The 24,856-nt window shown below is 63.4% G+C and carries 23 protein-coding genes; 11 read left to right on the forward strand and 12 right to left on the reverse strand.

The window, feature by feature from the left end; genetic code table 11:
• Positions 1-59 precede the first annotated feature (59 nt).
• Positions 60-530, reverse strand: coding sequence for an SRPBCC family protein (locus ACX3OZ_RS04270; protein WP_459096543.1), 471 nt, complete (start codon positions 528-530; stop codon positions 60-62).
• A complete protein-coding gene (locus ACX3OZ_RS04275; RefSeq protein ID WP_459096544.1) occupies positions 527-865 on the reverse strand; it encodes an ArsR/SmtB family transcription factor in 339 nt (112 codons plus the stop codon). Before ACX3OZ_RS04275 ends, ACX3OZ_RS04270 begins: the two co-directional genes overlap by 4 nt.
• Positions 866-981: 116 nt before the next feature.
• On the opposite strand from ACX3OZ_RS04275, the gene ACX3OZ_RS04280 reads away from it, so the two are divergent.
• Entirely contained in the window at positions 982-1,911 is a 930-nt protein-coding gene (locus tag ACX3OZ_RS04280; RefSeq protein WP_459096545.1) for a 2-hydroxyacid dehydrogenase, read from the forward strand.
• A gap of 4 nt (positions 1,912-1,915) precedes the next feature.
• Here ACX3OZ_RS04280 and ACX3OZ_RS04285 read toward each other — a convergent pair whose 3' ends face one another.
• Positions 1,916-2,254 (reverse strand): cupin domain-containing protein, encoded by a 339-nt coding sequence (locus tag ACX3OZ_RS04285; protein ID WP_459096546.1) that lies wholly within the window; start codon positions 2,252-2,254, stop codon positions 1,916-1,918.
• Positions 2,255-2,394: 140 nt separating this feature from the next.
• Between ACX3OZ_RS04285 and ACX3OZ_RS04290 the strand changes: the two genes are divergently transcribed.
• Positions 2,395-3,996: an alpha-glucosidase family protein gene (locus ACX3OZ_RS04290; protein WP_459103901.1), complete on the forward strand. Its 1,602-nt coding sequence runs from the start codon at positions 2,395-2,397 to the stop codon at positions 3,994-3,996.
• A 107-nt stretch (positions 3,997-4,103) separates the two neighbouring features.
• Here the strand turns inward: ACX3OZ_RS04290 and ACX3OZ_RS04295 are convergent, their stop codons facing one another.
• From ACX3OZ_RS04295 to ACX3OZ_RS04305, 3 genes are all read right to left on the reverse strand, one after another.
• Positions 4,104-4,379, reverse strand: a complete 276-nt coding sequence (locus ACX3OZ_RS04295; protein WP_459103902.1) for a hypothetical protein — start codon at positions 4,377-4,379, stop codon at positions 4,104-4,106.
• Between the two features lie 14 nt (positions 4,380-4,393).
• Positions 4,394-5,446, reverse strand: coding sequence for an AbrB family transcriptional regulator (locus tag ACX3OZ_RS04300; RefSeq protein WP_459103903.1), 1,053 nt, complete (start codon positions 5,444-5,446; stop codon positions 4,394-4,396).
• Positions 5,447-5,576: 130 nt separating this feature from the next.
• Positions 5,577-6,746 carry a M20 aminoacylase family protein gene (locus tag ACX3OZ_RS04305; protein WP_459103904.1) on the reverse strand — a complete coding sequence of 390 codons (1,170 nt, stop codon included), beginning with the start codon at positions 6,744-6,746 and terminating at the stop codon, positions 5,577-5,579.
• 291 nt (positions 6,747-7,037) lie between these two features.
• Between ACX3OZ_RS04305 and ACX3OZ_RS04310 the strand changes: the two genes are divergently transcribed.
• The 9 genes from ACX3OZ_RS04310 to ACX3OZ_RS04350 all read left to right on the forward strand — a co-directional run bounded on the left by ACX3OZ_RS04310 (position 7,038) and on the right by ACX3OZ_RS04350 (position 16,844).
• Positions 7,038-7,796: an electron transfer flavoprotein subunit beta/FixA family protein gene (locus ACX3OZ_RS04310; RefSeq protein ID WP_459103905.1), complete on the forward strand. Its 759-nt coding sequence runs from the start codon at positions 7,038-7,040 to the stop codon at positions 7,794-7,796.
• Positions 7,796-8,725 (forward strand): electron transfer flavoprotein subunit alpha/FixB family protein, encoded by a 930-nt coding sequence (locus ACX3OZ_RS04315; protein WP_459103906.1) that lies wholly within the window; start codon positions 7,796-7,798, stop codon positions 8,723-8,725. The genes ACX3OZ_RS04310 and ACX3OZ_RS04315 overlap by 1 nt, the downstream gene beginning before the upstream one ends.
• A 96-nt stretch (positions 8,726-8,821) precedes the next feature.
• Positions 8,822-10,006 carry an amino acid aminotransferase gene (locus ACX3OZ_RS04320; protein WP_459096553.1) on the forward strand — a complete coding sequence of 395 codons (1,185 nt, stop codon included), beginning with the start codon at positions 8,822-8,824 and terminating at the stop codon, positions 10,004-10,006.
• A gap of 70 nt (positions 10,007-10,076) precedes the next feature.
• Positions 10,077-10,730: a fructose-6-phosphate aldolase gene (fsa, locus tag ACX3OZ_RS04325; protein WP_459096554.1), complete on the forward strand. Its 654-nt coding sequence runs from the start codon at positions 10,077-10,079 to the stop codon at positions 10,728-10,730.
• 151 nt (positions 10,731-10,881) lie between these two features.
• Positions 10,882-11,961 carry an Mrp/NBP35 family ATP-binding protein gene (locus ACX3OZ_RS04330; protein ID WP_459096555.1) on the forward strand — a complete coding sequence of 360 codons (1,080 nt, stop codon included), beginning with the start codon at positions 10,882-10,884 and terminating at the stop codon, positions 11,959-11,961.
• Between the two features lie 89 nt (positions 11,962-12,050).
• Positions 12,051-13,364: a GH1 family beta-glucosidase gene (locus ACX3OZ_RS04335; protein WP_459103907.1), complete on the forward strand. Its 1,314-nt coding sequence runs from the start codon at positions 12,051-12,053 to the stop codon at positions 13,362-13,364.
• A gap of 68 nt (positions 13,365-13,432) precedes the next feature.
• Positions 13,433-14,098, forward strand: coding sequence for a UPF0149 family protein (locus ACX3OZ_RS04340; protein WP_459096557.1), 666 nt, complete (start codon positions 13,433-13,435; stop codon positions 14,096-14,098).
• A 44-nt stretch (positions 14,099-14,142) separates the two neighbouring features.
• Positions 14,143-15,798 (forward strand): beta-galactosidase BglA, encoded by a 1,656-nt coding sequence (gene bglA, locus ACX3OZ_RS04345; RefSeq protein WP_459096731.1) that lies wholly within the window; start codon positions 14,143-14,145, stop codon positions 15,796-15,798.
• 77 nt (positions 15,799-15,875) lie between these two features.
• Positions 15,876-16,844: a Bug family tripartite tricarboxylate transporter substrate binding protein gene (locus ACX3OZ_RS04350; protein WP_459103908.1), complete on the forward strand. Its 969-nt coding sequence runs from the start codon at positions 15,876-15,878 to the stop codon at positions 16,842-16,844.
• A gap of 41 nt (positions 16,845-16,885) precedes the next feature.
• On the opposite strand, the gene ACX3OZ_RS04355 is transcribed toward ACX3OZ_RS04350, so the two are convergent.
• From ACX3OZ_RS04355 to ACX3OZ_RS04380, 6 genes are all read right to left on the reverse strand, one after another.
• Complete coding sequence (locus ACX3OZ_RS04355) at positions 16,886-18,445, reverse strand: dipeptide ABC transporter ATP-binding protein (protein ID WP_459096559.1); 1,560 nt, start codon at positions 18,443-18,445, stop codon at positions 16,886-16,888.
• Positions 18,432-19,274, reverse strand: coding sequence for an ABC transporter permease (locus tag ACX3OZ_RS04360; protein ID WP_459096560.1), 843 nt, complete (start codon positions 19,272-19,274; stop codon positions 18,432-18,434). Before ACX3OZ_RS04360 ends, ACX3OZ_RS04355 begins: the two co-directional genes overlap by 14 nt.
• Positions 19,271-20,224 carry an ABC transporter permease gene (locus ACX3OZ_RS04365; RefSeq protein WP_459096561.1) on the reverse strand — a complete coding sequence of 318 codons (954 nt, stop codon included), beginning with the start codon at positions 20,222-20,224 and terminating at the stop codon, positions 19,271-19,273. The genes ACX3OZ_RS04360 and ACX3OZ_RS04365 overlap by 4 nt, the downstream gene beginning before the upstream one ends.
• A gap of 168 nt (positions 20,225-20,392) precedes the next feature.
• Positions 20,393-21,874: an ABC transporter substrate-binding protein gene (locus tag ACX3OZ_RS04370; RefSeq protein WP_459103909.1), complete on the reverse strand. Its 1,482-nt coding sequence runs from the start codon at positions 21,872-21,874 to the stop codon at positions 20,393-20,395.
• A 121-nt stretch (positions 21,875-21,995) separates the two neighbouring features.
• A complete protein-coding gene (locus tag ACX3OZ_RS04375; protein ID WP_459096563.1) occupies positions 21,996-23,654 on the reverse strand; it encodes an ABC transporter permease in 1,659 nt (552 codons plus the stop codon).
• A 42-nt stretch (positions 23,655-23,696) separates the two neighbouring features.
• A complete protein-coding gene (locus tag ACX3OZ_RS04380) occupies positions 23,697-24,743 on the reverse strand; it encodes an extracellular solute-binding protein (RefSeq protein WP_459096564.1) in 1,047 nt (348 codons plus the stop codon).
• Positions 24,744-24,856 lie beyond the last annotated feature (113 nt).

Below are 24,856 nucleotides of genomic sequence, written 5' to 3' on the forward strand. Positions count from 1 at the left end.
TCTCAGGATGGATCCCGGCTCAAGGCCGGGATGACATCGCGGTTATGCAGGGGCCTGTTCTAGCGTTCCACCAGCGCTGCCAACTGCGCCGCCACAGTGCCCCAGCCATCGTGAAAGCCCAGTGCTTCATGCTGGTCGCGGGCGGTGTCGGATTGATGCTTCACCACGGCGCGATAGGCGGTGCCCTGGGGATCGTCGTCCAGCGTCACCACCGCGGTCATGCTGATGAAGGGGGCGTCAGCCGGGCGCCAGCCTTCGACCATGGCGGTGCTGAATACCAGCCGGCGGCCGGGTTCGAGATCGAGATAGCAGGCTGCCAGATGCGGCGTGAAAACACTGCCGTCCTCGGACATTTCCGTGGTCAGCGCGCCGCCCGGCCGCAAATCCATGCTGACCACCCGGCAGAGTGTCGGCGCCGGTATCCACCATTTCTCGAATTGCGCCGGCGTGGTCCAGGCTTCCCACACACTGGCGCGCGGCGCCTTGATGATGCGGCTGATTTCGAGGTCGCGTTTCGGATCGAAATTCATGGCTTGGCTTCCTTCTGTTGGGTGACGAACTGGTCCAGCCGGTCGGTGCGATCCGTCCAGATCGCCCGCTGTTGCTCAAGCCAGCCATCGATGGCGGCCAGCCTTGTGCGGTCGATTTCGCAGGTCCGTACCCGGCCGGTCTTGCTGGTGCGGATCAGCCCGGTCTGTTCGAGCAATTGGATGTGTTTCATGAACGAGGGCAGGGCCATGGCAAAGGGCGAAGCCAGTTCGCCCACGCTGGCTGGCCCGCGCCCCAGCCGCCCGATCACCGCCCGCCGCGTCGGATCGGCCAAGGCCTGGAAAATGCCGTCGAGCTGGTTTTGATACTGATCCATATGGCTAAGTATAAAATACTGAACACTTAGCGCAAGGGCTAAGTTTTGACATGCGCCCTTGTCAGCGACGGCCCCGGCCCTATGGTGCTGCCATACCAGATTCAACGAGTCCGCCCATGACCATCGAAATTCTCCAGACTGGCAAGCTGCTGTCCAGTTGCGAAGCGGCGCTGGCCGAGCGCTACACTGTCCACAAGCTGCATGAGCAGGCCGATCCCAAAGCCTGGCTGGCTGCCAATGGCGCGCGCATCCGCGCTCATGCCGGCTCCGGCGTGCAGGCCGACTTGATGGACGCGCTGCCCAATCTTGAAATCATCTCCAGCTTCGGCGTCGGCTATGACAATATCGACACCAAGACCGCCAAGGCCCGCAATATCCGGGTCACCAATACGCCCAACGTGCTCAATGATGCGGTGGCCGAACTCACCATCGGGCTGATGATCGGGCTGGCGCGGCGCATTCCGCAGGCCGATCAATATGTGCGGCAGGGTAAATGGCCGGCCGGCAATATGGGCCTGTTCTCTGAACTGACCGGCAAGACTGTGGGCATTCTCGGTCTCGGCCGCATCGGCAAGGAAATCGCCACCCGCGCCCAGGCGATGAAAATGCGCGTCGTCTATCATGGCCGCAAGCGCCAGCCCGCCGAGCCGCATGTGTTCTATGACAGCCTGCTCGACATGGCGCGGGACTGCGACTGGCTGGTGCTGATTGCGCCGGGTGGCAAGGGCACCGAGCGGATTGTGAGCCGCGAGGTGCTGGAAGCGCTTGGCCCCAAGGGCATGTTGGTCAACGTCGCCCGCGGTACGCTGATCGATGAGCCGGCCATGCTGGAGCTATTGCAGAATGGCGGCCTCGGCGGCGCGGCGCTCGACGTGTTCGAAGACGAACCCCAGGTGCCCGAGGCGTTTTTCGCCCTCGACAATGTGGTGCTCTCGCCGCATCAGGGCAGCGCCACGGTGCAGACCCGCGACGCCATGGGAGCACTGCTGGTGGCCAATCTGGATGCGCATTTTGCGGGGGAGCCGCTGATCAGCGCGGTGGTGTAGGCCGCTACTCCAAATTCTCCTGCACCATCGTCCCGGCGGCGTGCACGCAAAACATCACCAGCCGGTCCGGCCCCAGATTGGTGAATTTATGCGGCACGCCGGCGGGGACCACGGCGATATCGTTGGGGCCGACCTCGAAGGTCTCGTCGCCGGCGACGATGCGCGCCCGCCCCGATTTGACGATCCAGGTTTCGGGATAGGGGTGGATATGCAGCTTCGGGCCCTGGCCGGGGTCATTGTCGACCGAGAAGAACGAGATCCCGGTGCCATAGGCATCGCCCTCGAACCGGATCGTCCGGCTCGGGCTTGGCGCTCGCTCCGCCGCCCGCAAGATATGCACCATACTGGCCTCCTCTGCTCATTGCCGACACGACGAATAGGGAGCCGCGTGTTCGACAGGCGCATCCCCCTCTTGCGCAACGCACGATTCCCTTCGGCGCCGCGACAAGCTAGCCTTCGCCCAACAACAGACTGGAGTCGGATATGACCGAGTGGTGGCGCGGCGGGGTAATCTATCAGGTTTATCCCCGCTCGTTTCAGGACAGCAATGGCGATGGTGTCGGCGATCTGCCCGGCATTATCGCGCGGCTCGATCACATCGCCGGCCTCGGCGTCGACTGCATCTGGCTATCGCCGATCACCCAGTCGCCGCAGGCCGATATGGGCTATGACGTGTCCGACTATCGCGAGGTCGACCGGCTGTTCGGCTCACTGCATGATTTCGATAGTCTGGTGGCGCAGGCCCATGCCCGCGGCCTCAAGATGATCATGGATCAGGTGGTCAGCCACACCTCGGACCTGCATCCCTGGTTCCAGGAATCCCGGCTCAACCGTACCAATGCCAAAGCCGACTGGTATGTCTGGGCCGATCCGCTGCCCGATGGCTCGCCGCCGAATAATTGGCCCGCCGTGTTCGGTGGCCGCGCCTGGGAGTGGAACCCGACGCGCGGGCAATATTATCTGCACAATTTCCTCGCCAGCCAGCCCGACCTGAATTTCCACAATGTGGATGTGCAGCAGGCGGTGCTCGACATCATGCGCTTCTGGCTCGAGCGCGGCATCGACGGCTTCCGGCTCGACACCGTCAATTACTATTTCCACGACACCAAGCTGCGCTCCAATCCCGCCAATAAGCGCGACGAGCATCTGCCCTATGCGGTCAATCCCTATGACATGCAGGAGCATAAATACTCCAAGAGCCAGCCGGAAAACGTCGACTTTCTCAAGCGCGTCCGGCTGCTGCTGAATGAATTCCCCGGCGCCACCTCGGTCGGCGAAGTCGGCGACAGCCACCAGTCGGTGCAGCTGATGGCGCAATATACCGCCGGCGGCGACACGCTGCATATGTGCTACGGCTTTGATTTCCTCGGGCCGCAATTCACCGCCGCCCATTTCCGCAGCCGCATCGAGCAGTTCTTCAAAGCGGGTCCCGATGGCTGGCCGTGCTGGAGCTTTTCCAACCACGACGTGCCGCGCCACATGACGCGCTGGGCCGAGCATAGCCAGTCACCCGTCGATCTAGCGCGGCAGACGGCGGCGCTGGTGCTGTCGCTCAAGGGTTCGGTGTGTCTCTATCAGGGCGAAGAACTCGGCCTGCCGGAAACCGATCTGCTGTTCGAGGAGCTGACCGATCCGCGCGGCATCCGCTTCTGGCCCGAGGACAAGGGCCGCGACGGTTGCCGCACGCCGATGCCGTGGGACGAGGGCGATGCGCCCAATGGCTTCACCACCGGCACGCCGTGGCTACCGGTGAAATATGCCCAGTCGGCGCTCAACGTCGCCAGCCAGAATGCGGACCCGGATTCGACGCTGGCGTTTTACCGCAATATTCTGGCCTGGCGGAAACAGCATCCGGCGCTGCTGACCGGCGATATCGCCTTCCGCAAGACTGCCGAACCGGTGCTGGCCTTTACCCGCACGCTGGATGGGGCAACGCTGCTCTGTGTGTTCAACCTGTCGGCCGAGCCGCACACGCTGCCGATTGCCGAGGGCGGCGCGCTGGAGGCGGTCTCGCACAATGCTGTGCTGGACGGCACGACGCTGGAACTGGGCGCCAATGGCTACGGCTTCATCGCGGTGGCCTAAAGAAAATGCTGGCACCCCGGCCTTGAGCCGGGGCTATCTCGAAATCTCAGGATGGGTCCCGGCTCAAGGCCGGGATGACATCGAGATTGGGGGAGCGGGTCGCCCCCTTATTCCACGCGCTGGAAATTCAGCGGCTCGAAAAACTGCATCTGCTGGCTGCCATCGGGCCCGCGCACCCAGGCGCGGATGCAGCCGCCCCAGATTTCAGAGGCGGTGGCGTCGATGCCGCGACTTTGCAGCGTGCGGAGATTGTAGGCGTTGATGTCGGCCTCGCTGTGCAGATCTTTGCTTAGCGCAAAGCTGCCCGAACAGATCGGCGCAGCTAGGGCGGGCGCGGTCAGCAGGGCGCCCAGGATAAGGGGCAGGGCAATGGTTTTGATCATGGCGTGTTCTCCGATTACGACGCATTCTGGCGGGCAAATGTGGCGGCCTCGCGCCGCCTGATCAGCACCACCACGGTGGGAATGGCAAAGCTGAGCAGCAGTAGTCTGATGACATGGTGCGAGGCGATAAAGGCGGTGTCATAGCCCAGCGCGATGCCCAGCGCACCCATGCCTTCCAGCGCCCCCGGCGACAGCCCCAGCCAGATCTGGCCGAACGGCATGTCGACCAACAGGCTCACTCCATAGGCAATCACCGTGACGATACCTACCGTCATGATGGTGGCGATCAGGCCGCCCTTGGCCGCCGCCGCGAATTCGGGCCAGGTAATGCCGGAAAACCGCGAGCCGATCAGGGCGCCGGTCAGGATGAATGTCACTGTCACCAGCGGCAGCGGCATGGCCTCTATATAGAGTCCGCCCAGCTTGGCCCCGGTGGCCGCAGCCATCGAGCCGAGCACGAAACCGGCCGGTACCTTGAGCCGAATGAACACCACTCCGACAGCAATGCAGCCCGCCGCCAGTGCCAGCAATTGTCCGATATCGAGAAAATCCGTCGCCACAACCTGGGGCAGATGATCGATCGGCAGGAACATCGCGCCGAGCGGCACCACAATGGTCAGCATCAGGATGCGGATGACCTGGATGATGACGATCTGCCGCGAATCGCCCACTCCGGCCGCCGCGATCCCCAGAATGAATGACAAATGCCCGGGAAACGAGCTGAGATAGGCGGTGCCTGCATCGAGCTTGAACACCCGTACCAGCATCCAGATGATCAGCACCAGCTCCAGCACCAGCCCGGCCAGACTGATCGGCCAGCTGGCAATCAGCGTCAGGCTGTCCGGCGCCACGCTGGCCCCCATCGACATGCCGATCAGCACGAAGGTCACGTCCCGCAGCCAATCGGGCAGGCTGATATTGACCCCAGCCATCGCCGCCGCCGTGACCGCCAGCGCCCCACCCATCAACCAGCCCGCCGGCAACCCCAGCAGCGTGGCGATCCAGCCGCCAAAGCTGGAAATCAGCAAGATGAGCAGGACCGGGGTGATTTTTGTCAGCTTGGGCAAATTGGGCTTCTGAATAGTGAAATGGGGCAAACCGCCGCCACGGTTACGATGTCACCCGCCCCCTTTGGGGCGGGAAGCGAGTTCGGACTTAGCCTGTCGCTGAGTCCGTTTATCAATCCGGGTGGGGGAATTACCCCACCGGCAACGCCCGTTCTGCCAGTCGCACCCAATAGCTGGTGCCGGCTGGGATCGCCGCGTCGTTGAAATCATAGCTGTCGGTGTGCAGCTCGGCGCTGTCGCCATTGCCGAGGAAAATATAGGCGCCGGGGCGTTCGTTGAGCATGAAGGAAAAATCCTCGCCGCCCATCGATGGTGGGGTGTCGGCGTCAACCCGTTCTACACCAGCCACCTCGCGCGCCACCTCGGCGGCAAACTCGGTCTGCGCCGGGGCGTTCACCGTCACCGGATAGCCGCGCGCATAGCGGATGCTGGCTTCGGCGCCAAAGCTCTTGGCCAGCTGCGGCACGAACTGGTTCAGCCGCTCCTCGATCAGATCCTGCACGCCGCCATCGAGCGTGCGCACCGTGCCGGTGATCTTGGCGGTGCGGGAAATCACATTATCGGCCTCGCCGGCCTCGACCATGGTCACCGACAGCACGGCATTGGCCATCGGATCGACATTGCGCGATACGATCGACTGCAGCCCGACAATCATATTGGCGGCGACGATGATCGGATCGATGGTGGTCTGTGGCCGCGCCGCATGGCCGCCCTGGCCGGTAATGTCGATATAGAAGCGGTCGGTCGCCGCCATGATGCCGCCGACGCGAATGCCGAAATGGCCCAGAGGCATGCCCGGCCAATTATGCATGCCGTAAAATTCGTCGATGCCAAAGCGCTCGACCAGCCCGTCATCCAGCATCGCCTTGCCACCGGCGCCGCCTTCTTCGGCCGGCTGGAACACCAAAGCGATCCGCCCGTCGAAATTGCGCGTTTCGGCCAGATATTTCGCCGCGCCCAGCAGCATGGCGGTGTGGCCGTCATGGCCGCAGGCATGCATTTTGCCCGACGCCGTCGAGGCATAGTCCTTGCCGGTTTTTTCAGTTATCGGCAGCGCGTCCATATCGGCCCGCAGCGCAATGGTGCGGCCGCTTTTGTTGCTGCGTCCATGGATGATGCCGACTACCCCGGTACGGCCGATTCCCGTCTCCACAACGTCGCAGCCAAATTCCTTGAGCTTGCTTTCGACCACGCCGGCAGTCCGCACCACGTCATAGAGAATTTCCGGATGGGCATGGAAATCCTGGCGCCAGGCGGTGATTTCGTCATGAAATTCGGCGATGCGGTTGAGTACAGGCATGAGGGGTCCGAAGCGGTCTAATTCTGGGTCAGTGTCGCTGCCCCAATCGAAGGCGTCAATGTTAGCATGGTTTTCCTTTCGCCGGCCCATCAGTCTGTCGAGATTGCGCCGGTCGGTCCATTTCAGGATGGGTCCCGGCTCAAGGCCGGGATGACATCGTGCTTGTTGGAGCCGTCGCGACGGATCGGCAGCAATTTCCAACAACGCCCTCGTCCATGGGTCAAAATTCCCCCGGCGCGGCTTGCCGGTCCTGGCCAAGTTTGACATGAACCCAGCAGATTGGAGCCCATCATGAAAATCCTGGTCGCCATCAAGCGCGTCGTCGATCACGCCGTCCGCATTCGGGTGCGCGCCGATGGCAGCGGCGTTGAAACCGCCGGCGTGCGCTTGTCGATGAACCCGTTCTGCAAGCATGCCGTGGAAGCGGCTGTGCAACTGGCCGAGGCCGGGCAGGGCGATGAAATTATTGTCGTCTCCATCGGCCCCAAAGCCGCCACCGACGTCATTCTGAGCGCGCTGGCCATGGGCGCCCATCGCGGCATCCTGATCGAGACCGACGCCGCGCTGGAAACCCTCGCCATCGCCAAGCTGCTGGCCAAAGTGGTGGAAGAGGAAGCGCCCGAGCTGGTGCTGCTAGGCAAGCAGGCCGTCGACGATGACAGCAATCATGTCGGCCAGATGCTGGCCGCGTTGACCAATCGTCCACAGGCGACCTTTGCCTCCGAGATCAAAATTGTCGGGGCGGGCCTGGAAGTCACCCGCGAGGTCGATTCCGGTCGGCAGACGCTGGCGCTGCCGCTGCCCGCCATTGTTACTGCCGACCTGCGGCTGAATACGCCGCGCAATGCGGCGCTGCCGATGGTGATGAAGGCGCGCTCCAAGCCGCTGGCTGTTCGGCCTGCCGCCGAGTTTGGCGTCGATCTGGCGCCGCGGCTGACGGTGGAGAAAATATCCCCGCCGCCCGAGCGGGTGGCCGGAAAGACGGTGCGTTCGGTGTCCGAGCTGGCCACGAGCATCGCCGCCACGGTGTCGCAGTTGGAGGCGCTGTGATGAGCGTGCTGGTTCTTGCCGATCATGATCGCGGCGTGTTGTCGCCGTCCACGGCCCGCATCGTAGCGGCAGCTGGTGCATTGGGCCCGGTCACGGTGCTCGTCATGGCGAATGAGGTGGGCGGTGCAGCTGAGGCTGCGGCTGGCCTTGCCGGTGTGGTCAGGGTGTTGACGGCCAAGGGCGAGCTGGTGGCGGACGGCGTCAGCAGCGTGCTGGCGGCACTGGCGCCGGGCTATGATTACATCGTCGCCAGCGCCGGTTCGGTGGGCAAGGATGTCATACCGCGCCTGGCGGCGCAGCTTGATCTGATGCCGGTGACGGATGTGGTGGCGATTCTCGGGCCCAATCGGTTCGAGCGACCGATCTATGCCGGCAACGCCATCCAGACCCTCACCGACAACCAGCCCAAGCATCTGCTGACTTTGCGGGCCTCGGCCTTCCGCCCGGCGGCAACGGGCAACGCAGCCCCCATCGAAGCCATGGATAATCCAGTGGCTTCCGCAGTGCGGCTGCTCGCCGAGCATCGCACCGAAAGCGATACGCCCGATCTGGCGACGGCGCAGATCGTGATAGGCGGCGGCGTGGCGCTGGGGTCGGCGGAGAATTTCCAACTCATTGAATCGCTGGCCAAAAAACTCGTGGCGGCGATTGGCGCCACCCGCGCGGCGGTCGATGCCGGCTACGCCCCCAATGATTGGCAGATCGGCCAGACCGGGAAGGTCATCGCCCCCGATCTCTATATCGGCATCGGCATTTCCGGGGCGCTGCAGCACCTTGCCGGCATTCAGGGCGCCAAGACCATCATCGCCATCAACAGCGATGCCGAAGCGCCGCTGGTCAAGCTGGCCGATGTGGCGCTGATCGGCGATCTGTTCGAGATCATTCCGCAATTGCTGGCGGAGCTGGATCGGTTGGGCGTGTCACGCTGAACCGGTGATTTTGAGGGCGCCGCTGGCGTTCCCCGCATTGCAAAAATTACGCCGCCGCCTATAAAGACCCTGCCTTTTTCCAGGAACAAACCTGACATGTTCGAGACCCTCTCCAAGGCCCCCGGCGACAAGATTTTGGCGCTCATGGGCGAATACGCGGCAGACCCGCGTCCCACCAAGATCGACCTCGGGGTCGGCGTCTATAAGGACGAAGCGGGCACCACCCCGATCATGAGTTCGGTGAAAAAAGCCGAGCAGAAAATCCTGTCGGAAGGCAAGACCAAGACCTATCTCGGAATTGCCGGCAACAAGGGCTATGGCGCCGCCGTGCTCGACCTGGCTTTGGCCGATAGCGTCGACCGTTCGCGTGTGCGTATTGCGCAGGCTCCGGGCGGCACGGGTTCGCTCTGGGTGCTGATGCAGCTGGTCAACCGCGCTCGCCCCGGCACCACGGTCTGGGTGTCCGATCCGACCTGGCCGAACCACAATCCGATTGCCCAGAATTCGGGGCTTGAGGTCAAGACCTATCCCTATTTCGACACCGAGACGCGCGGCGTCAAATTTGCCGAAATGCTGGCGGCGCTGGATAAGCTGGGCAAGGACGATGTGGTGCTGCTGCATGGCTGCTGCCACAATCCGACCGGTGCCAACCTCACCAATGCGCAGTGGGATCAGGTTGCCGCCAGCCTCGCTCGTACCGGCGCGCTGCCCTTTATCGACCTGGCCTATCTCGGCTTCGGCGATGGGTTGCTTGAAGATGCCTATGGCACCCGCAAGGTGATTGCCTCGGTTCCTGAGGCGCTGATCGCTTTTTCGGGGTCGAAGAATTTCGGCCTCTACCGCGAACGCGTCGGCGCGGCCATCCTGATCGCCCGCGATGCGGCGCAGGCGGACATCGCTCAGTCGCAGCTGCTCAACATCATCCGTGGCGCCTATAGCCAGCCGCCCGATCATGGTGCCGAAATCATCCGCACCATCCTCGAAGACCCCGACTTGCGGGCCGAGTGGGAGACTGAGCTGAACGCCATGCGGGGCCGCATGATCCGCCTGCGCGAGAAGCTCAGCGAGGCCATTCGCCAGCGCTCCAACTCCAAGGATTTCGATTTTATCGCCGATCATCGCGGCATGTTTTCGCTGCTCGGGCTGGAAAATTCAGTCGTGGAACACCTTAAAGCCGCCAACGGCGTCTATATGATTGGTGACAGTCGCATCAATGTTGCCGGCATCCCCGAAGATCGGGTTGGTGACCTGGCCGACGCCATGCTGGCTGCCATCAAATAACGCTGTTGTCCGCCCTTGTAGCAGGGCTTTGCCGTGCTACATCTGACTTAAAGCCATATAGGAGAGAACCATGAAGTTCTTCGTCGATACTGCGGAAATCAAGGACATCAAGGAGCTCTACGAGACCGGCCTCCTTGACGGTGTTACCACCAACCCGTCGCTGATCGCCAAGTCCGGCCGCGACTTCAAGGAAGTCGTCAAGGAGATCTGCGGCATTGTTCCCGGCCCGGTTTCGGCTGAGGTTGCGGCGCTCGACTATGACGGCATGATCGCCGAAGGCACCGTGCTCGCCGCGCTGGCCGAGAACGTCGTCGTCAAGGTGCCGCTGACCCTGGCCGGCCTCAAGGCCACCAAGACCTTCAAGGAACGCGGCATCAAGACCAACGTCACGCTGTGCTTCTCGGCCAATCAGGCGCTGCTCGCCGCCAAATGCGGCGCGACCTATATCTCGCCGTTCCTGGGGCGTCTGGATGACATCAATCTCGATGGCGTCGAACTGATCGAGAATATCCGGATCATCTACGACAACTACGCTTTCGATACCGAAATCCTGGCTGCCTCGATCCGTTCGCCCAACCACGTGACCCAGGTCGCGCTGGCCGGCGCCGATGTTGCCACCATTCCGCCGGCGGTGATCCGCAAGCTTGCCGATCACCCGCTGACCAATGCCGGCATCGAAGGCTTCCTCAAGGATTGGAAGGCCACCGGCCAGTCGATCCTCTAAGGGTTGAACTACTCTCTGCCTTCTCCCCCGCAGGGGAGAAGGTGCCCCATAGGGGCGGATGAGGGGTCCGTGATCCCTTCTTGGTTGCCGCATGTGTCGGCACCGCTCACTCGTTTTGGCCTGGGAAGCGCGCCCAGCGCAATGAGGTCCCATGGCCGATACTGAACTCGCCGCCGCCATCAAGTCTGCCCTCGCTGCCGTGGAAATTCCGGGCGGTGGTGATCTGGCTGGCTATGGTGGCCTCTCCGACATCATCGTGACGCCTTCGGCGGTGGCTTTTGCCATCGCGGTGGCGCCGGGCATGGAGGCCGCCTTCGGCCCGGCCCGCGAGCAGGCGCAACTGGTGGCGCAACAGGTTGCCGGCACCCGCAAGATCATGGTGTCGCTGACCGGCGGCAAGGCGCCGCCCAAGGCCGGTCCGACCTTCTCCCATGGCAAGCCGGTGGCTGCCGGCAAAACCGCTGTGCCCGGCATCAAGCACATCATCGCCGTGGGTTCGGGCAAGGGCGGGGTCGGCAAGTCCACCACTGCCGTCAACATCGCGCTGGCGCTGCAGGCCGAGGGCTTGCGGGTCGGCATGCTCGACGCCGATCTCTATGGCCCCTCGCTGCCGCGCCTGCTCGGGATCGACGGCCAGCCCACGGTGCGGGAGGACGGGATTTTTGCGCCGCATGAGGCCTTCGGGCTCAAGGTCATGTCGATCGGCTCGATGCTGACCAAGGATCAGGCGGTGGTGTGGCGCGGCCCGATGGCCACCTCGGCGCTACGCCAGCTGCTGCGCGAAACCGATTGGGGCGGGCTCGATATTCTGGTCATCGACCTGCCGCCCGGAACCGGCGACATTCATATTTCGCTGTTCCAGCAGGCGGTGGTCGATGGCGTGGTCATCGTCTCGACGCCGCAGGACCTGGCGCTGATCGACGCCAAGAAGGCCATCGACATGCTGCACCGGCTCAATGTGCCGCTGCTCGGACTGGTCGAAAATATGAGCTATTTCATCGCCCCTGATACCGGCGCCCGCTACGATATTTTCGGTAGCGGCGGGGCGGAACAGGCGGCGGCTGATCTCAAGATGGATTTCCTCGGCGCGGTGCCGCTGGTGATGTCGATCCGCGAAGGCTCCGATGCCGGCCAGCCGCCGGTTGCTGCTGCGCCCGATGGCGCGGAAGCGGCCGCATTCCGGGCTATTGCGCAAGCCATCCTCGTGGCGCGGCCCGGCCTGCGGAGCTGATGGTTTTTTTATGCAATCGATTGCATAAGCCTTCTGCCTGCGCTAATTGGCTAGCTCCATTACGGCGAACGCCGGCCAGAGGAGTGTGCATGTTTTCCATTGAGCGCAAGGATTTCGGCCCGCAATTTACCTTTGGCGTCGCCACCGCCGCCTATCAGATCGAGGGTGGGCAGCGTGACGGGCGCGGGCCTTCGATCTGGGACAGTTTCTCGGCCACCCCGGGCAATGTCCACAATGGCGACACCGGCCGCGACGCCTGCAATCATTATGAGCTGTGGCCGGCTGATCTCGATCTGATCCGCGATGGCGGCTTTGATGGCTACCGCTTTTCCTTCGCCTGGCCGCGGCTAATGCCCGAGGGCACCGGCGCCATCAACCAGGCCGGGTTCGACTATTATGACCGGCTGATCGATGGCATGCTGGCCCGCGATATCAAGCCCTTCGCCACGCTGTATCATTGGGACCTGCCCTCGGCGCTGCAGGACAAGGGCGGCTGGATGAACCGCGATATCGCCGGCTGGTTCGGCGATTATGCGGCGCTGGTGGCGGAGAAATTCGGCGACCGGCTTCACGCGACGGCAACCATCAACGAGCCGTGGTGCGTCGCTTTCCTCAGCCATTTCCTTGGCATTCATGCCCCCGGCTATCGCGATCTGCGCGCGACGGCGCGCGCCATGCACCACGTGCTCTATGCCCATGGCACCGCCATCGATGCGCTGCGGGCCAATGGCGCGAAAAATCTGGGCATCGTGCTCAACCTCGAAAAATCCGAGGCGGCGTCCGACAGTCCGGCAGACCTCGCCGCGCTGGATCTGGGCGATGCGCTGTTCAACCGCTGGTATCTCGGCGGCGTACTCAAGGGGCAATATCCCGAGGTGGTGACCAACTGGCTGGGTGAGCACCTGCCGGCAAACTATCAGGCAGACATGGAAGTGGTGTCGCGCCCGCTCGATTGGCTGGGCATCAATTATTACACGCGCGGCATCTACAAGGCGGGCGAGCCCGGAGGCATGGTGGTCCAGCAGGTCAAAGGTCCGCTCGAACAGACCGAAATGGGCTGGGAAATCTACCCACAGGGGCTGAGCGACCTGCTGGTCCGCGTCTCCAATGAATATACCAAGATCCCGCTTTACGTCACCGAGAACGGCATGGCCGAAGTGGAGGGCAATGACGATCCGCGCCGGGTGCGATATTACGAGGACCACCTCAAGGCGGTGCTGACTGCGCGCGAGCAGGGCGCCGATGTGCGCGGCTATTTCGCCTGGTCGCTGCTCGACAATTACGAATGGGCCGAGGGCTACAACAAGCGCTTCGGCATTGTGCATGTCGACTACGAAACCCAGCAGCGCACGCCGAAATCCAGCTACCGGGCATTTCAGGGGTTGCTGTACAATACGCGTTGAGCCCGTTGCTTTTGCGCCAGTGGGAGGGCAGATCATAACAATCTGCCCTCCCACTGATCGGACTACCCGTGGACGAACTCGCCGAACTGCCAGAAAGCCTGCTCCGCCTCGACAGCATGCTCATCGAACTTGGCGATGAAAGCATGACCTTGAGCCAGCTCGATGGCTTCCTCTGCGGCGTCGCCACTTCGCCCGAACCCATCGCGCCCGAAGAATGGCTGCCTCTGGTTTGGGGCGACCAGGACTTCGATGTGCCGGGCGTCGATCAGGCCGAACTCATCGCGCTGGTTACCGCGCGCCATGACGAAATCACTGCGGAACTGGCCGAAGCGCGCTACGAGCCGCTTTACGAAGTCGATGACGACGACGAAACCGACATCCTCTGGGAAATCTGGGTTGTGGGCTTTGAAACGGCGATGAGCCTGCGCCTCGGCGGCTGGCAAAAGCTGCTCAAGAGCCGCCAGGAATCGCAGGCCCAGGAAGCGGCTTTTGCCATCATGACGCTGCTGGGCGCCACCGACCCCGATCTGGACGAAGCCGAACAGAACGATCCCGAATATATTGCCTTCGTCAACGACGCGCCGCAGATCATTCCCGAAATCGTCGCCACGCTTTATCGTGCTCATCGCCTGACGGCGGCGCAAACCCCGATCCGCAGCGACGCTTTCGGTCGCAACGATCCATGCCCCTGCGGTTCTGGTCTGAAATACAAGCGCTGCCACGGCGCTGCCTGACGCCTGCTTCACCTTCCTCGGAGATCGACATGTCTGCCAACACCATGATGACCGAGCCCAAGACGATCGAGGAACCCGAGGTCGACAGGGACTGGTGGCGCGGCGCGGTGATCTACCAGATCTACCCGCGCTCGTTTCAGGATCAGAATGGCGATGGCGTCGGCGATCTGGTCGGCATCACCAGCCGGCTCGATTACGTGGCCGATCTCGGTGTCGACGCCATCTGGCTGTCGCCGGTGTTCACCTCGCCGATGAAGGATTTCGGCTACGACGTCTCGGACTACCGCGGCATCGACCCCAGTTTCGGTACGCTGGAGGATTTCGACCGGCTGGTGCAGAAGGCCCATTCGCTCGGCCTCAAGGTGATCATCGATCAGGTGATTTCGCACTCGTCGGACAAGCATGCCTGGTTTGCCGAAAGCCGGCAGTCGCGAACCAATCCGCGCGCCGACTGGTATGTCTGGGCCGACCCCAAGCCCGATGGCACTCCGCCCAATAATTGGCTCTCGATTTTCGGCGGCTCGGCCTGGCAGTGGGATAGCCGGCGCATGCAGTATTATCTGCATAATTTTCTGGTCTCGCAGCCGGATCTGAACTTCCACAATGTCGATGTGCAGGATGCGCTGCTGGGCGATATGCGCTTCTGGCTGGAGCGCGGCGTCGATGGCTTCCGCCTCGATACCGTCAATTTCTATTTCTGCTCGCTGGGGCTGGAATCCAATCCGGTGGTCAAGCCGGAGGACTTCAACGCCTCGACCGCGCCGGCGGTGAACCCCTATAATTTCCAGGAACATCTCTTCGACAAGTCGCGGCCGGAGAACCTCGTTTTCCTGACGCGCCTGCGGGCGCTGATCGACGAATATCCGGGCAAGACCACGGTCGGCGAAATCGGTGACAGCCAGCACCAGCTTGAGATCATGGCCCAATACACCTCGGGCGATAACCATCTGCACATGGCCTATACCTTCGACTATCTCGGCGGGGCCTTTTCCGCCGAGCATTTCAAGGCCTCGATTGCCGCCACCGAAGCCGCCGCGCCCGATGGCTGGATTTGCCTCGCCTTTTCCAATCACGACGTGGTGCGCCATATCAGCCGCTGGGCGGTGCATGGGCAGGAGGCCGCCTTCACCCGGCTCACCGCGACTCTGCTGCTGGCGATGCGCGGTTCGGTCTGCCTGTTCCAGGGCGAGGAACTGGGCCTCAAGGAGGCCGAGCTGGCCTTTGAGGATCTGGTGGACCCCTATGGCATCGAGTTCTGGCCGCAGTTCAAGGGGCGCGACGGTTGCCGCACCCCGATGGTGTGGCAGGCGCATGCCGCCAATGGCGCCTTCTCCACCGCCAACCGCACCTGGCTGCCGGTGCCGGCTGAACATCTGCTGCATGCTGTCGATACGCAGGACGGCATTGATGGCTCGGTGCTGGAGTTTTACCGCGCGCTGCTGAAATTCCGCCGGTCTCATCCGGCGCTGGCCAAGGGCAGTATTCGGCTGTTGGATGCGCCGGGCAATGTGCTCGCCTTTATCCGTGAAACGACCGAGGAGCGGTTGTTGTGTGTCTTCAACATGGGCGAAAGCGCTGCCGAATTTGCGCTGCCTGAGGGGCTGACGCCGCATGATGCGGGGTGCCCCGGCGTCATCGCCGCGCCGCTGGATGGGGAACTCGATCTGGAGCCATTCGGCAGCTATATCGGGCTGCTCTGAGGGGTAAAATTCCGCCGAAGGCAGGGAACCAAAACCGGGGGTGGTGACTTCCGGTTTGGCTGCTTTGGAGGAACCGCATGAAATCCTTGTTCGTCACCCTGGCCATGGCCGGGGCGCTCGCCGTCGCTGCGCCGGTCACCGCGCAGGACTTTCCCAACAAGCCGATCAATATGGTGGTCCCGTTCGCCGCCGGTGGCTCGACCGATCTGGTCGGCCGCATCGTTGCCGAAGCGATGAGCACCCAGCTCGGCCAGACCGTGCTGGTGGTCAATCAGGCCGGCGCCGGCGGCGTTCTTGGCGCCACGGCGGTGGCCGATGCCGCACCCGATGGCTACATCATCCTGATGGGCACCATCGCTACCCACGCGCTGAGCGCCTCGCTCTACGCCACGCCGCCGTTCGATCCGTCCGCCGACTTCGCCCCGATCTCGCTATTGGTCACGGTGCCCAATGTGCTGCTGGTCAATCCGGAGTTTCCGGCACAGACCGTCGAAGAGCTGATCGCCCTGCTCAAGGCCGAGCCGGAAACCCATCTTTACGCCTCGTCGGGCAATGGCACGCCGCTGCATCTGTCGGGCGAATTGTTCAAGTCGATGACTGGCACCGACATGGTTCACGTGCCCTATCAGGGCTCCGGTCCGGCGCTGGTCGATGCCATTTCGGGGGCGGTGCCGATCATCTTCGACAATCTGCCCTCGGCCACCGAGCATATGAAGGCCGGCACGCTGCGGGCTTTGGCGGTGACGACGCTGGAACGCGCCGCCAGCTTCCCCGATGTGCCGACCATGGATGAGGCCGGCGTTCCCGGTTATGAAACCAACACCTGGAACGCGTTATTCGCTCCTGCCGGCACGCCGCCCGAGGTGGTCGCCAAGCTCAATGCGGCGGCCGTCGCGGCGGTCAATGATCCGGCGGTCAAGGAACGCCTGGCCGGCGTCGGCGCCATCGTCGTCGGCTCCACGCCGGAGGAACTGGCGGCGCATGTGGCGTCGGAAGTGGCGCGCTGGGCCCCGGTAATCGAGGCGGCCGGAGTGACGGTGCAGTAGCACCGAGTTTATCTTCCCGCGGGCCCAGTCCGCGGGAAGTCCTAGCCGATCTCGGGCAGGCGCGCGGCCACCAGATCCTGGGTCAGGCGATGCTGCGGGGCTTCGAAAATCTGCACGGGCTTGCCTTCTTCGACAATCCGGCCAGCGTCCATCACCAGCACCCGGTCGGCGATGGCGGCGACCATGTCGAGGTCGTGGCTGATGATCAGATAGGTCAGGCCGAAATCGGCCTGTAGGCGCGCCAATAGCGCCAGCACTTCGCCGCGCACCGACACGTCGAGCGCCGAGACTGGTTCATCCAGTACCAGCAGCTTGGGCTTGGTCACCAGCGCTCTGGCAATCGCCAGCCGCTGCCGCTGCCCGCCGGAAAACTCGTGCGGATAGCGCGCCAGCATGGCCTCATCGAGCCCCACGGCTTCGACGGCCTCCACCAGCCGCGCCCGGACGGTTTCGGGGCTCAGTCCGGGCTCCAGCCGCAGCGGTTCGCCCACCGAGGCGGCGACGGTCAGGCGGGGGTTGAAGCTGCCGAACGGGTCCTGAAACACCAGTGAAATGTCGCGGCGCAGCGGTTTGGGCAGGTCCGAGCCGTGATAGGCGGTTCCCGCCAGTCGCACCTCGCCGGCGGTCGCCCGATCCAGCCCGACAATGATCTTGGCCAGCGTGGTCTTGCCGCAACCCGAGGGGCCTACCAGCGCCAGACATTCCGAACGGGCGATGGAGAAGCTGGCTTCATTAACCGCGCGCAATGGCTTGTCGGGCCAGAACAGCGCGCCGCCCTGCCGATAGTCGCGGGTGATCCGGTCGACGGTGAGCAGTGTTTCGCCCAGTGGTGGGCGCTCCAGCGCCCGCACGTCAAAGCGCGAGGCGGCCACCAGCTTTTGCGTATAGACCTGCTGGGGGGCGGAAAACACCGAGGCGGACGGGCCGGTCTCGATCAGTCGGCCCTTGTGCATCACCGCGACCCGCGTACACAGCGCGCCGACCGCCTTGAGATCGTGGCTGATGAACAACAGCGCCATGCGCCGCCGCGTACAGATTTCGGCGATCAGATCGAGCACGGTGCGCTGGGTGATCAAATCCAGCGCCGAGGTCGGCTCGTCGGCAATCAAGATGTCCGGCCGGCTGGCCAAAGCCATGGCGATCATCACCCGCTGGCGTTGTCCGCCCGAGAGCTGATGCGCGAAGCGGTCGCCATGCTTGAGTTCCAGCCCCACTTCCTTGAGCAGCGCCGGCACTTCGAACTGGGTGGCGCCATGGGCGGTGTTGAGCCGGATCGATTCCTCGATCTGGTCGGTCACCCGCATCAGCGGATTGAGCGCCGTCATCGGCTCCTGAAACACCATGCCAATGCGCTGGCCGCGCAGCCGCGCCATTTCTTTCTCGCCTTGGGGCAGGGGCACGCCATCGAGCAGAATCGTGCCGCCCATCACTGCGCCTTCGGGCAGCAGGGCGGAGATGGCCAGGGCGGTCAGCGTTTTGCCTGAGCCGCTTTCGCCGATAATGCCGAAGCGCTCGCCGCGCTGCAGGGTAAAGCTGACATCGGCCACGGCTGCGCTGGTGCCGAAGCGCACCGAGAGCCCGGATACCTCAAGTAAGGACATTGGGATTTCCTTGCCGCAGGCGGGGATCGATGGCGTCGCGCAAGCCGTCGCCGGCAATATTGAGCGCGATGACGATGAGCACGATGCAGAGGCCCGGCACCAGTGTCAGCCAGGGATGCAGCAGGAACAGCCCCTGTGCGTCGCGCAGCATCAGCCCGAGGCTGGTGGCCGGTGGCTGGGTGCCCAGCCCGATATAGCTCAGCCCGGCTTCAGCCAGAATGCCGAGCGAAAGCTGGATGGTGCCCTGCACGATGATCAGGCTCATGATGTTGGGCAGCAGATGGCGATAGGCGATGCCGGCATTGCCCAGCCCGGCCAGCCGCCCGGCCGCGACGAAATCCAGCGTGGCGATGCTGAGCGCCCCGCCGCGCGCCACCCGGGCAAAGACCGGAATGTTGAAAATGCCGATGGCGATGATGGCGTTGATGGCGCTGGGGCCGACCAGTGTGGTGATCAGGATGGCGACAACCACGGCCGGAAAAGCAAACAGGAAATCGGAAAACCGCAGCACCAGCCATTCGACCGGCCCGCCCCAGGCGGCAGCCGCCAGCCCCAGCGGCACGCCGATGCCGGCGCCGATGGCCACGGCGATGGCGGCGACGAGAAAGCTGGTCCAGGTGCCGGCCATGAGCAGCGAGGCCATGTCGCGGCCCAAATTGTCGGTGCCCAGCCAATGTTCGCCGCCGGGGGCGAGGAAGCGGCGCGGGATATCGATCTCGTCGATGGGGTAGGGTGTCCACACCAGCGAGACCAGCCCGATGGCGACGAAGAGCAGCGTGGCGACGAGGCCGATAACCAGGCTGGGATGGGCCAGCAGGCGCTTGATCATGGCGCGCTCCTTTCGCGCAGGCGCGGGTCGACCAGCGCATAGGCGATGTCGGTCAGCAGCATGGTAGCGGTCACCGCAACGATGAGAATGATGGTGGCGCCGCGCACCAGGATCAGGTCGCGCTCGGAAATGGCGGTGAAGATCAGGCGGCCCAGGCCAGGCAGGTAGAACACGTTTTCGACGATGATGGTGCCGGCCACCAGATAGGCGAATTGCAGGCCCAGAATGGTCAGCACCGGCAGCAGCGCATTGCGCACGCCATGCCGCCACACCGCCTCGCCCATGGTCAGCCCCTTGGCGCGCGCGGTGCGGATATAGTCCTGGCCGGTAACATCGACCAGCGCGGTGCGCATCACCCGCGCCAGAATGGATGCTTGTGGCAGTGCCAGCGCCAGGCTGGGCAGGATCAACCCGCGGAGCGCCAGGGTCGGGTTTTCATGCCAGGGGGTGAAGCCACCCGGCGGCAACCAGCGCAGGGTGACGGCAAACAGCAGCGTCAGCAGCATGCCGAACCAGAAATTGGGAATGGCGATGCCGGTCTGGGCGGTGACCATGATGGCCGTATCCAGCAGCTTGCCGCGCCGCCGTGCCGCCAGAATGCCGAGTGGCAGGCCCACCACCATGGAGATGACCATGGCAAAGACCGAGAGCGGCAGCGTCACGCCGAGCCGGCCCCAGATCAGGTCTGCCACTGGCGCGCGCTGGGTGGTGCTCATGCCAAAGTCGCCCTGCAGCATGCCCCAGATCCAGCTGAAGAAGCGCTCATGGGCCGGCGCATCCAGCCCCAGCTGTTGCCGCAGCCGCGCCACTGATTCCGGCGTGGCGTTGATGCCGAGAATGAATTGGGCCGGATCGCCCGGCAGCAGGTCGAGCAGCCAGAAAACGACAAGTGCCGCGACGAATAACGTCGCGGCAAAGCCCAGGAAACGGCGGAAAGCGAAGAGGATCATGCGAAATATCGGGGCATGACACCCCCACCCTCATTCCCTCCCCACAAGGGGGAGGGAGGCCTGTCCGGTGTCGGGACTAGATTGTGCCAGTGAACGTCGCCCCATCGTCTCCCTCCCCCTTGTGGGGAGGGATCAAGGGTGGGGGTATTCACACGCGCGAAACGAAAGTTACTCGGTCCAGCGGATATCGCGCAGGACCAGGCCTTCGATGGGCGAGTTCTGCCACATGCCGGTGAGCTTGCTGTTCCACACGCCGGTCTGTGGCAGCTGGAACAGATAGCCATTGACCGCATCCACGGCGAGGATGGTCTGTGCCTCGATGGCCAGAGCCTTGCGCTCTGTTTCGTCGGTCGTGCCATTAAGGGTCTCGATCAGCGCCTGGAAAGCGGGGTTGTCATAGCCGAAGTAGTAGTCGGGGTTGGCGTAATTGCCAATGTCGAACGGTTCCACATGGCTGATGATCGTGAGGTCAAAATCCTTGTTGGTGTACACGTCCTCAAGCCACTGCGCGAACTCGACATTGATCAGCTCGAGCTTGATGCCGACCTTGGCGAACTGGCTGGCAATGATCTGGCCGGACAGCTTTGCATAGGCCAGCGGCGGCAGCTTTAGCGTGGCGTTGAAGCCATCGGGATAACCGGCCTCGGCCAGCAGGGCCTTGGAGGCCTCGATGTCGAAGGGATAGGTGCCGGTCAGATCGACATAATAGGGGTTGTGCGGCGCGAAGGCGCTGCCGATCGGCGTGCCGTAACCATAGGTCGCGCCATCGATGATCGCCTTGCGGTCAATGGCATGAGCCATGGCCTGACGCACCTTGAGATTGTCGAAGGGCGGCTTGCGATTATTGGTGCCGAGGATGGTTTCGCCTTCGGTCGAGCCCGCCAGAATGGTAAATTGCGGATTGCCTTCGAAGACGCCGAGCGCCTCCTGGCCGAAATTATTGGTGCCGTCGATATCGCCGGCCAGCAGCGCATTGGTCATGGTCGCGGTGTCGTTGATGAACACATAGCTGACCTTGGTCAGCTGCACCGGCTCGCCCCAATAGGGACCATAGGCTTCCAGAATCACCCGGCTGCCCTTGTCCCACTGCACGAAGGCAAAGGGGCCGGTGCCGATGGGGTCATTGGCATTGTTGTCGGCGCTTTCCGGCGCCACGATCACCGCGTCGCCCCGGCCCAAATCGAACAGGAAGCGGCCGATCTGGCGGTCCAGCGTCAGTTCGACGGTCAGCGGGTCGATCACGGTGACGCTGGTGATCGGCTCGTAGAATTCGCGATGGGCGTTGACGCTGTCTTCGGCCAGGATGCGCTCGAAGGTGAACTTGACGTCTTCGGCATCGAAGCTGGAGCCGTCGTGGAAGGTCACGCCGTCATGCAGCTTGAAGGTGTAGGTCAGCCCATCATCCGAGATGGTCCAGTCGCTGGCGAGGCCTGGCTGCACAGTGCCGTTCTGGTCGATGCGGGTCAGGCCCTCGAAAACATTCTGATAGACCACAATGTCGATGGCCTCGGCGGCCCCGGCGGTGGGGTCGAGCGTGGGGGGCTCCAGCGCCACGCCAATTCGCACTTCGGTCGGCTGAGCGATGGCCACGCCGGCCATTGCCGTCGTCAGTGCCAGCGCCAGCCCGAAGGCCTGCAACGTCTTGTCCATAGGGTCGCTCCCATTGTGGCGGCGCCGCCGCCAGCCAGTCCATCGGCCGGACGTTCCAAAACTGGAACGTCCATTGCGAACATATATTGGATCGCCACTAACATGGCAGCAGGTTGCCTTGTTATACTTTCCTACGATCACCCAGCCGCGTAGCAAGAATCACCGGAATCAGCCCCGCCAGCACAATGAACAATGCGGGCAGCGCTGCCTGGGCAAAAAGTCCGACATTTGCCCGCATATAAACCAGCGTCGCCAGCGTATCGATTCCCAGCGGGCGCAGCAGCAGCGTGGCTGGCAATTCCTTGACGATTTCGACGAAGACCAGCGTTGCCGCGCTCAAAAGGGCTGGCATCAGCGTCGGCAGATCGATCTTGAACAGCAGGCCCAGCCCGCGTTCGCCCAGCACCCGCCCGGCATGCAGCATGGAATCGCCGCGCTTCTTCATCGCCGCATCGATGGTCGAATGGCTGACCGCCAGAAAGCGGATGGAATAGACATAGAGCAGTGCCGCCATTGAGCCGCTGAGGATCAGCCCCGGACGCCAGTCGAACAGCGCCATGGTCATGCGGTTGAACCACAGATCGGCCTGACCCAGCGGCTGCAGCAGCCCCAGCGCCAGCACCGTGCCGGGAATGGCATAGCCCAAAGTCGCCAGCCGGATGGCGCCCCGGCCGCTGGAATTGGAGCGCTGCGCCAGCTTGGCCGCCACCAGCCCGACAATGACGGTGATTGCTGCGCCCAGCGCGGCCAGGATGATGGTCGGCACCAGCGCGGCAACGGTCATGGCGATGGTTTCGGGCAGCACGACGCGGAAGGCCAGATAGGTCAGCTGGCCCACCGGAATACCGAAGCCGAGCCCGAAGAGGGCAAGGCAAAACACAAACGCCGCCCAGCGCCGGCCGCCCGCGAGCGGCTCCCGCGCCGGCGGCACCCGGCTGTCGCGATGCGCCAGATAGACCCGGTCGCGCCGCGCCCGCTGCTCAGCGGCGATCAACAGGCCGATGACCAGCACCACGGTGACCGCCAGCTGCGCCGCGCCGCCGAAATCGGAGCGGTTGATCCAGGTGGAATAGATGATCGCGGTGATGGCGTTGATGCCGAAATATTGGACGGCGCCCAGATCGTTGACCACTTCCATCATCGCCAGCGTCACGCCCACGACCAGCGCCGGCCGCGACAGCGGCAGGGTCACGGTGAAAAACGTCCGCATGCCGCCGGCGCCCAAGGTCCGCGCGGCGATATTGAGGCTGGCCGACTGCATCAGGAAAAACGCCCGGCAGGCGACATAGACATAGGGGTAAAGCACGCTGGACAGCACGATCACCGCGCCCCAGCTGCTGCGAATATCGGGAAACCAGTAATCCTGCAGCGTCTTGGCGCCGTTGAACGAGCGCAGCAGGGTCTGCACTGGCCCGGGAAAGCCGAGGAACTCGACATAGCTATAGGCCGCCAGATAGGTCGGTACCGCCAAGGGCAACACGAGCGCCCAATCGAATAGCCGCCGCAGTGGAAATTCGTAATGCGTCACCAGCCAGGCGGCGAGCAGGCCGACGCAGCCGGTGACCACGCCCACCGATGCCATCAGCAGTCCGGTTTCGCGCAAAGCCGTCGGCAGCATGGTCGCAGCCAACCCATTGCTGCCACCGATAGCCGCCAGCGCTGCCCAGCCGAGCCAGATGATCGGCAGGCCCATCAATGCAGCCAGCAAAAACGGAACGACCGGCAGGGAAAATCCCCTGCCGGCCTGTTCGCGTCGCGATGCCGTGTCGTTCGTTGTCAAACAACCACCGTGTCAGTCGGCGCAGGCGAGCTGCGCGATGTGTTAGTTTTGCGCACCTTCGTTGAACTTGAGTTCATCGACAAGCGCAGCGGCTTCGGCGCGGTGGGCCGCGACCTCGACCAGCGGCGTGCTGACGGGCTTGAGCGTGCCCCAGCTCAGCGTCAGTTCCGACGGCGACACCGACGGCACCACCGGGAATTCGTAATTGGTGTCAGCATAGATGCCCTGGGCTTCGTCCGACAGCAGGAAGGCGATCAGTGCGTTGGCGTTTTCGGCGTTCGGGGCATATTTGGCAATGAAGCCGCCGGCCACGTTCACCTGGGTGCCTTCGCCGTCAGCGTCGGGATAGATGATGCGCGCCGAGGCGGCCCATTCCTTCTGCTCCGGCTCGGCGGTGTTGTTGAGCATCGCACCCATATAATAGGTGTTGGTGATCGACAGGTCGCAGGTCCCGGCCAGGATGTTCTTGACGCCTTCGCGGTCGCCGCCGGTCGGGGCGTAAGCGAGATTGTCACGCACGCCGGTCAGCCAGGTCCGGGTTTCATCGAGGCCATGCTCGGCGATGCGCTGGGCGATCAGGCCGATATTATAGGCGTGGTCGCCGGCACGGGTGCACAGACGGCCCTTCCATTCCGGGCCGGTGATGTCGTCATAGCTCAGCGCGGTGGCGTCGACGCGATCCTTGGAGACGTAGAACACGCGGGCGCGCAGCGACAATGCGGTCCAGTTGTCATTGTCATCGCGGAACGCCTGCGGTACGCGCTCGTCCAGCACCGGGGTGGTGATCTCCTGGGTCAGGCCCTGCTCTTCGGCACCGACCAGATTGCCGATATCGACCGTCAGCACCACGTCAGCCGGCGACAATTCGCCCTCGGCAGCGACGCGTTCCAGCAGGCCGTCGCCGGCATAAAGCACATTGGCCTTGATGCCGGTTTCTTCACTGAACTTGTCCAGCAGCGGCTGCAGCAAGCTCTGCTCGCGATAGCTGTAAATATTGACTTCGCCGCTCTGGGCGAAGGCGGGGGAAACGAGGCCGGTCAGGGCAACACTGCCGAGCAGGGCAAGGGCGAGGCGCGAGGTCTTGGTCATGGCGTTTCTCTCGGGTCAGGCGGGGTCAAGGCCCGCAGTGAAGCCGCTTTCTCACAATGACGGCATGAGAGTCAATATTACCAAACGATATCAAAGACTTGCAGTCTGGAATG

Source organism: Devosia sp. A369 (assembly GCF_054489345.1).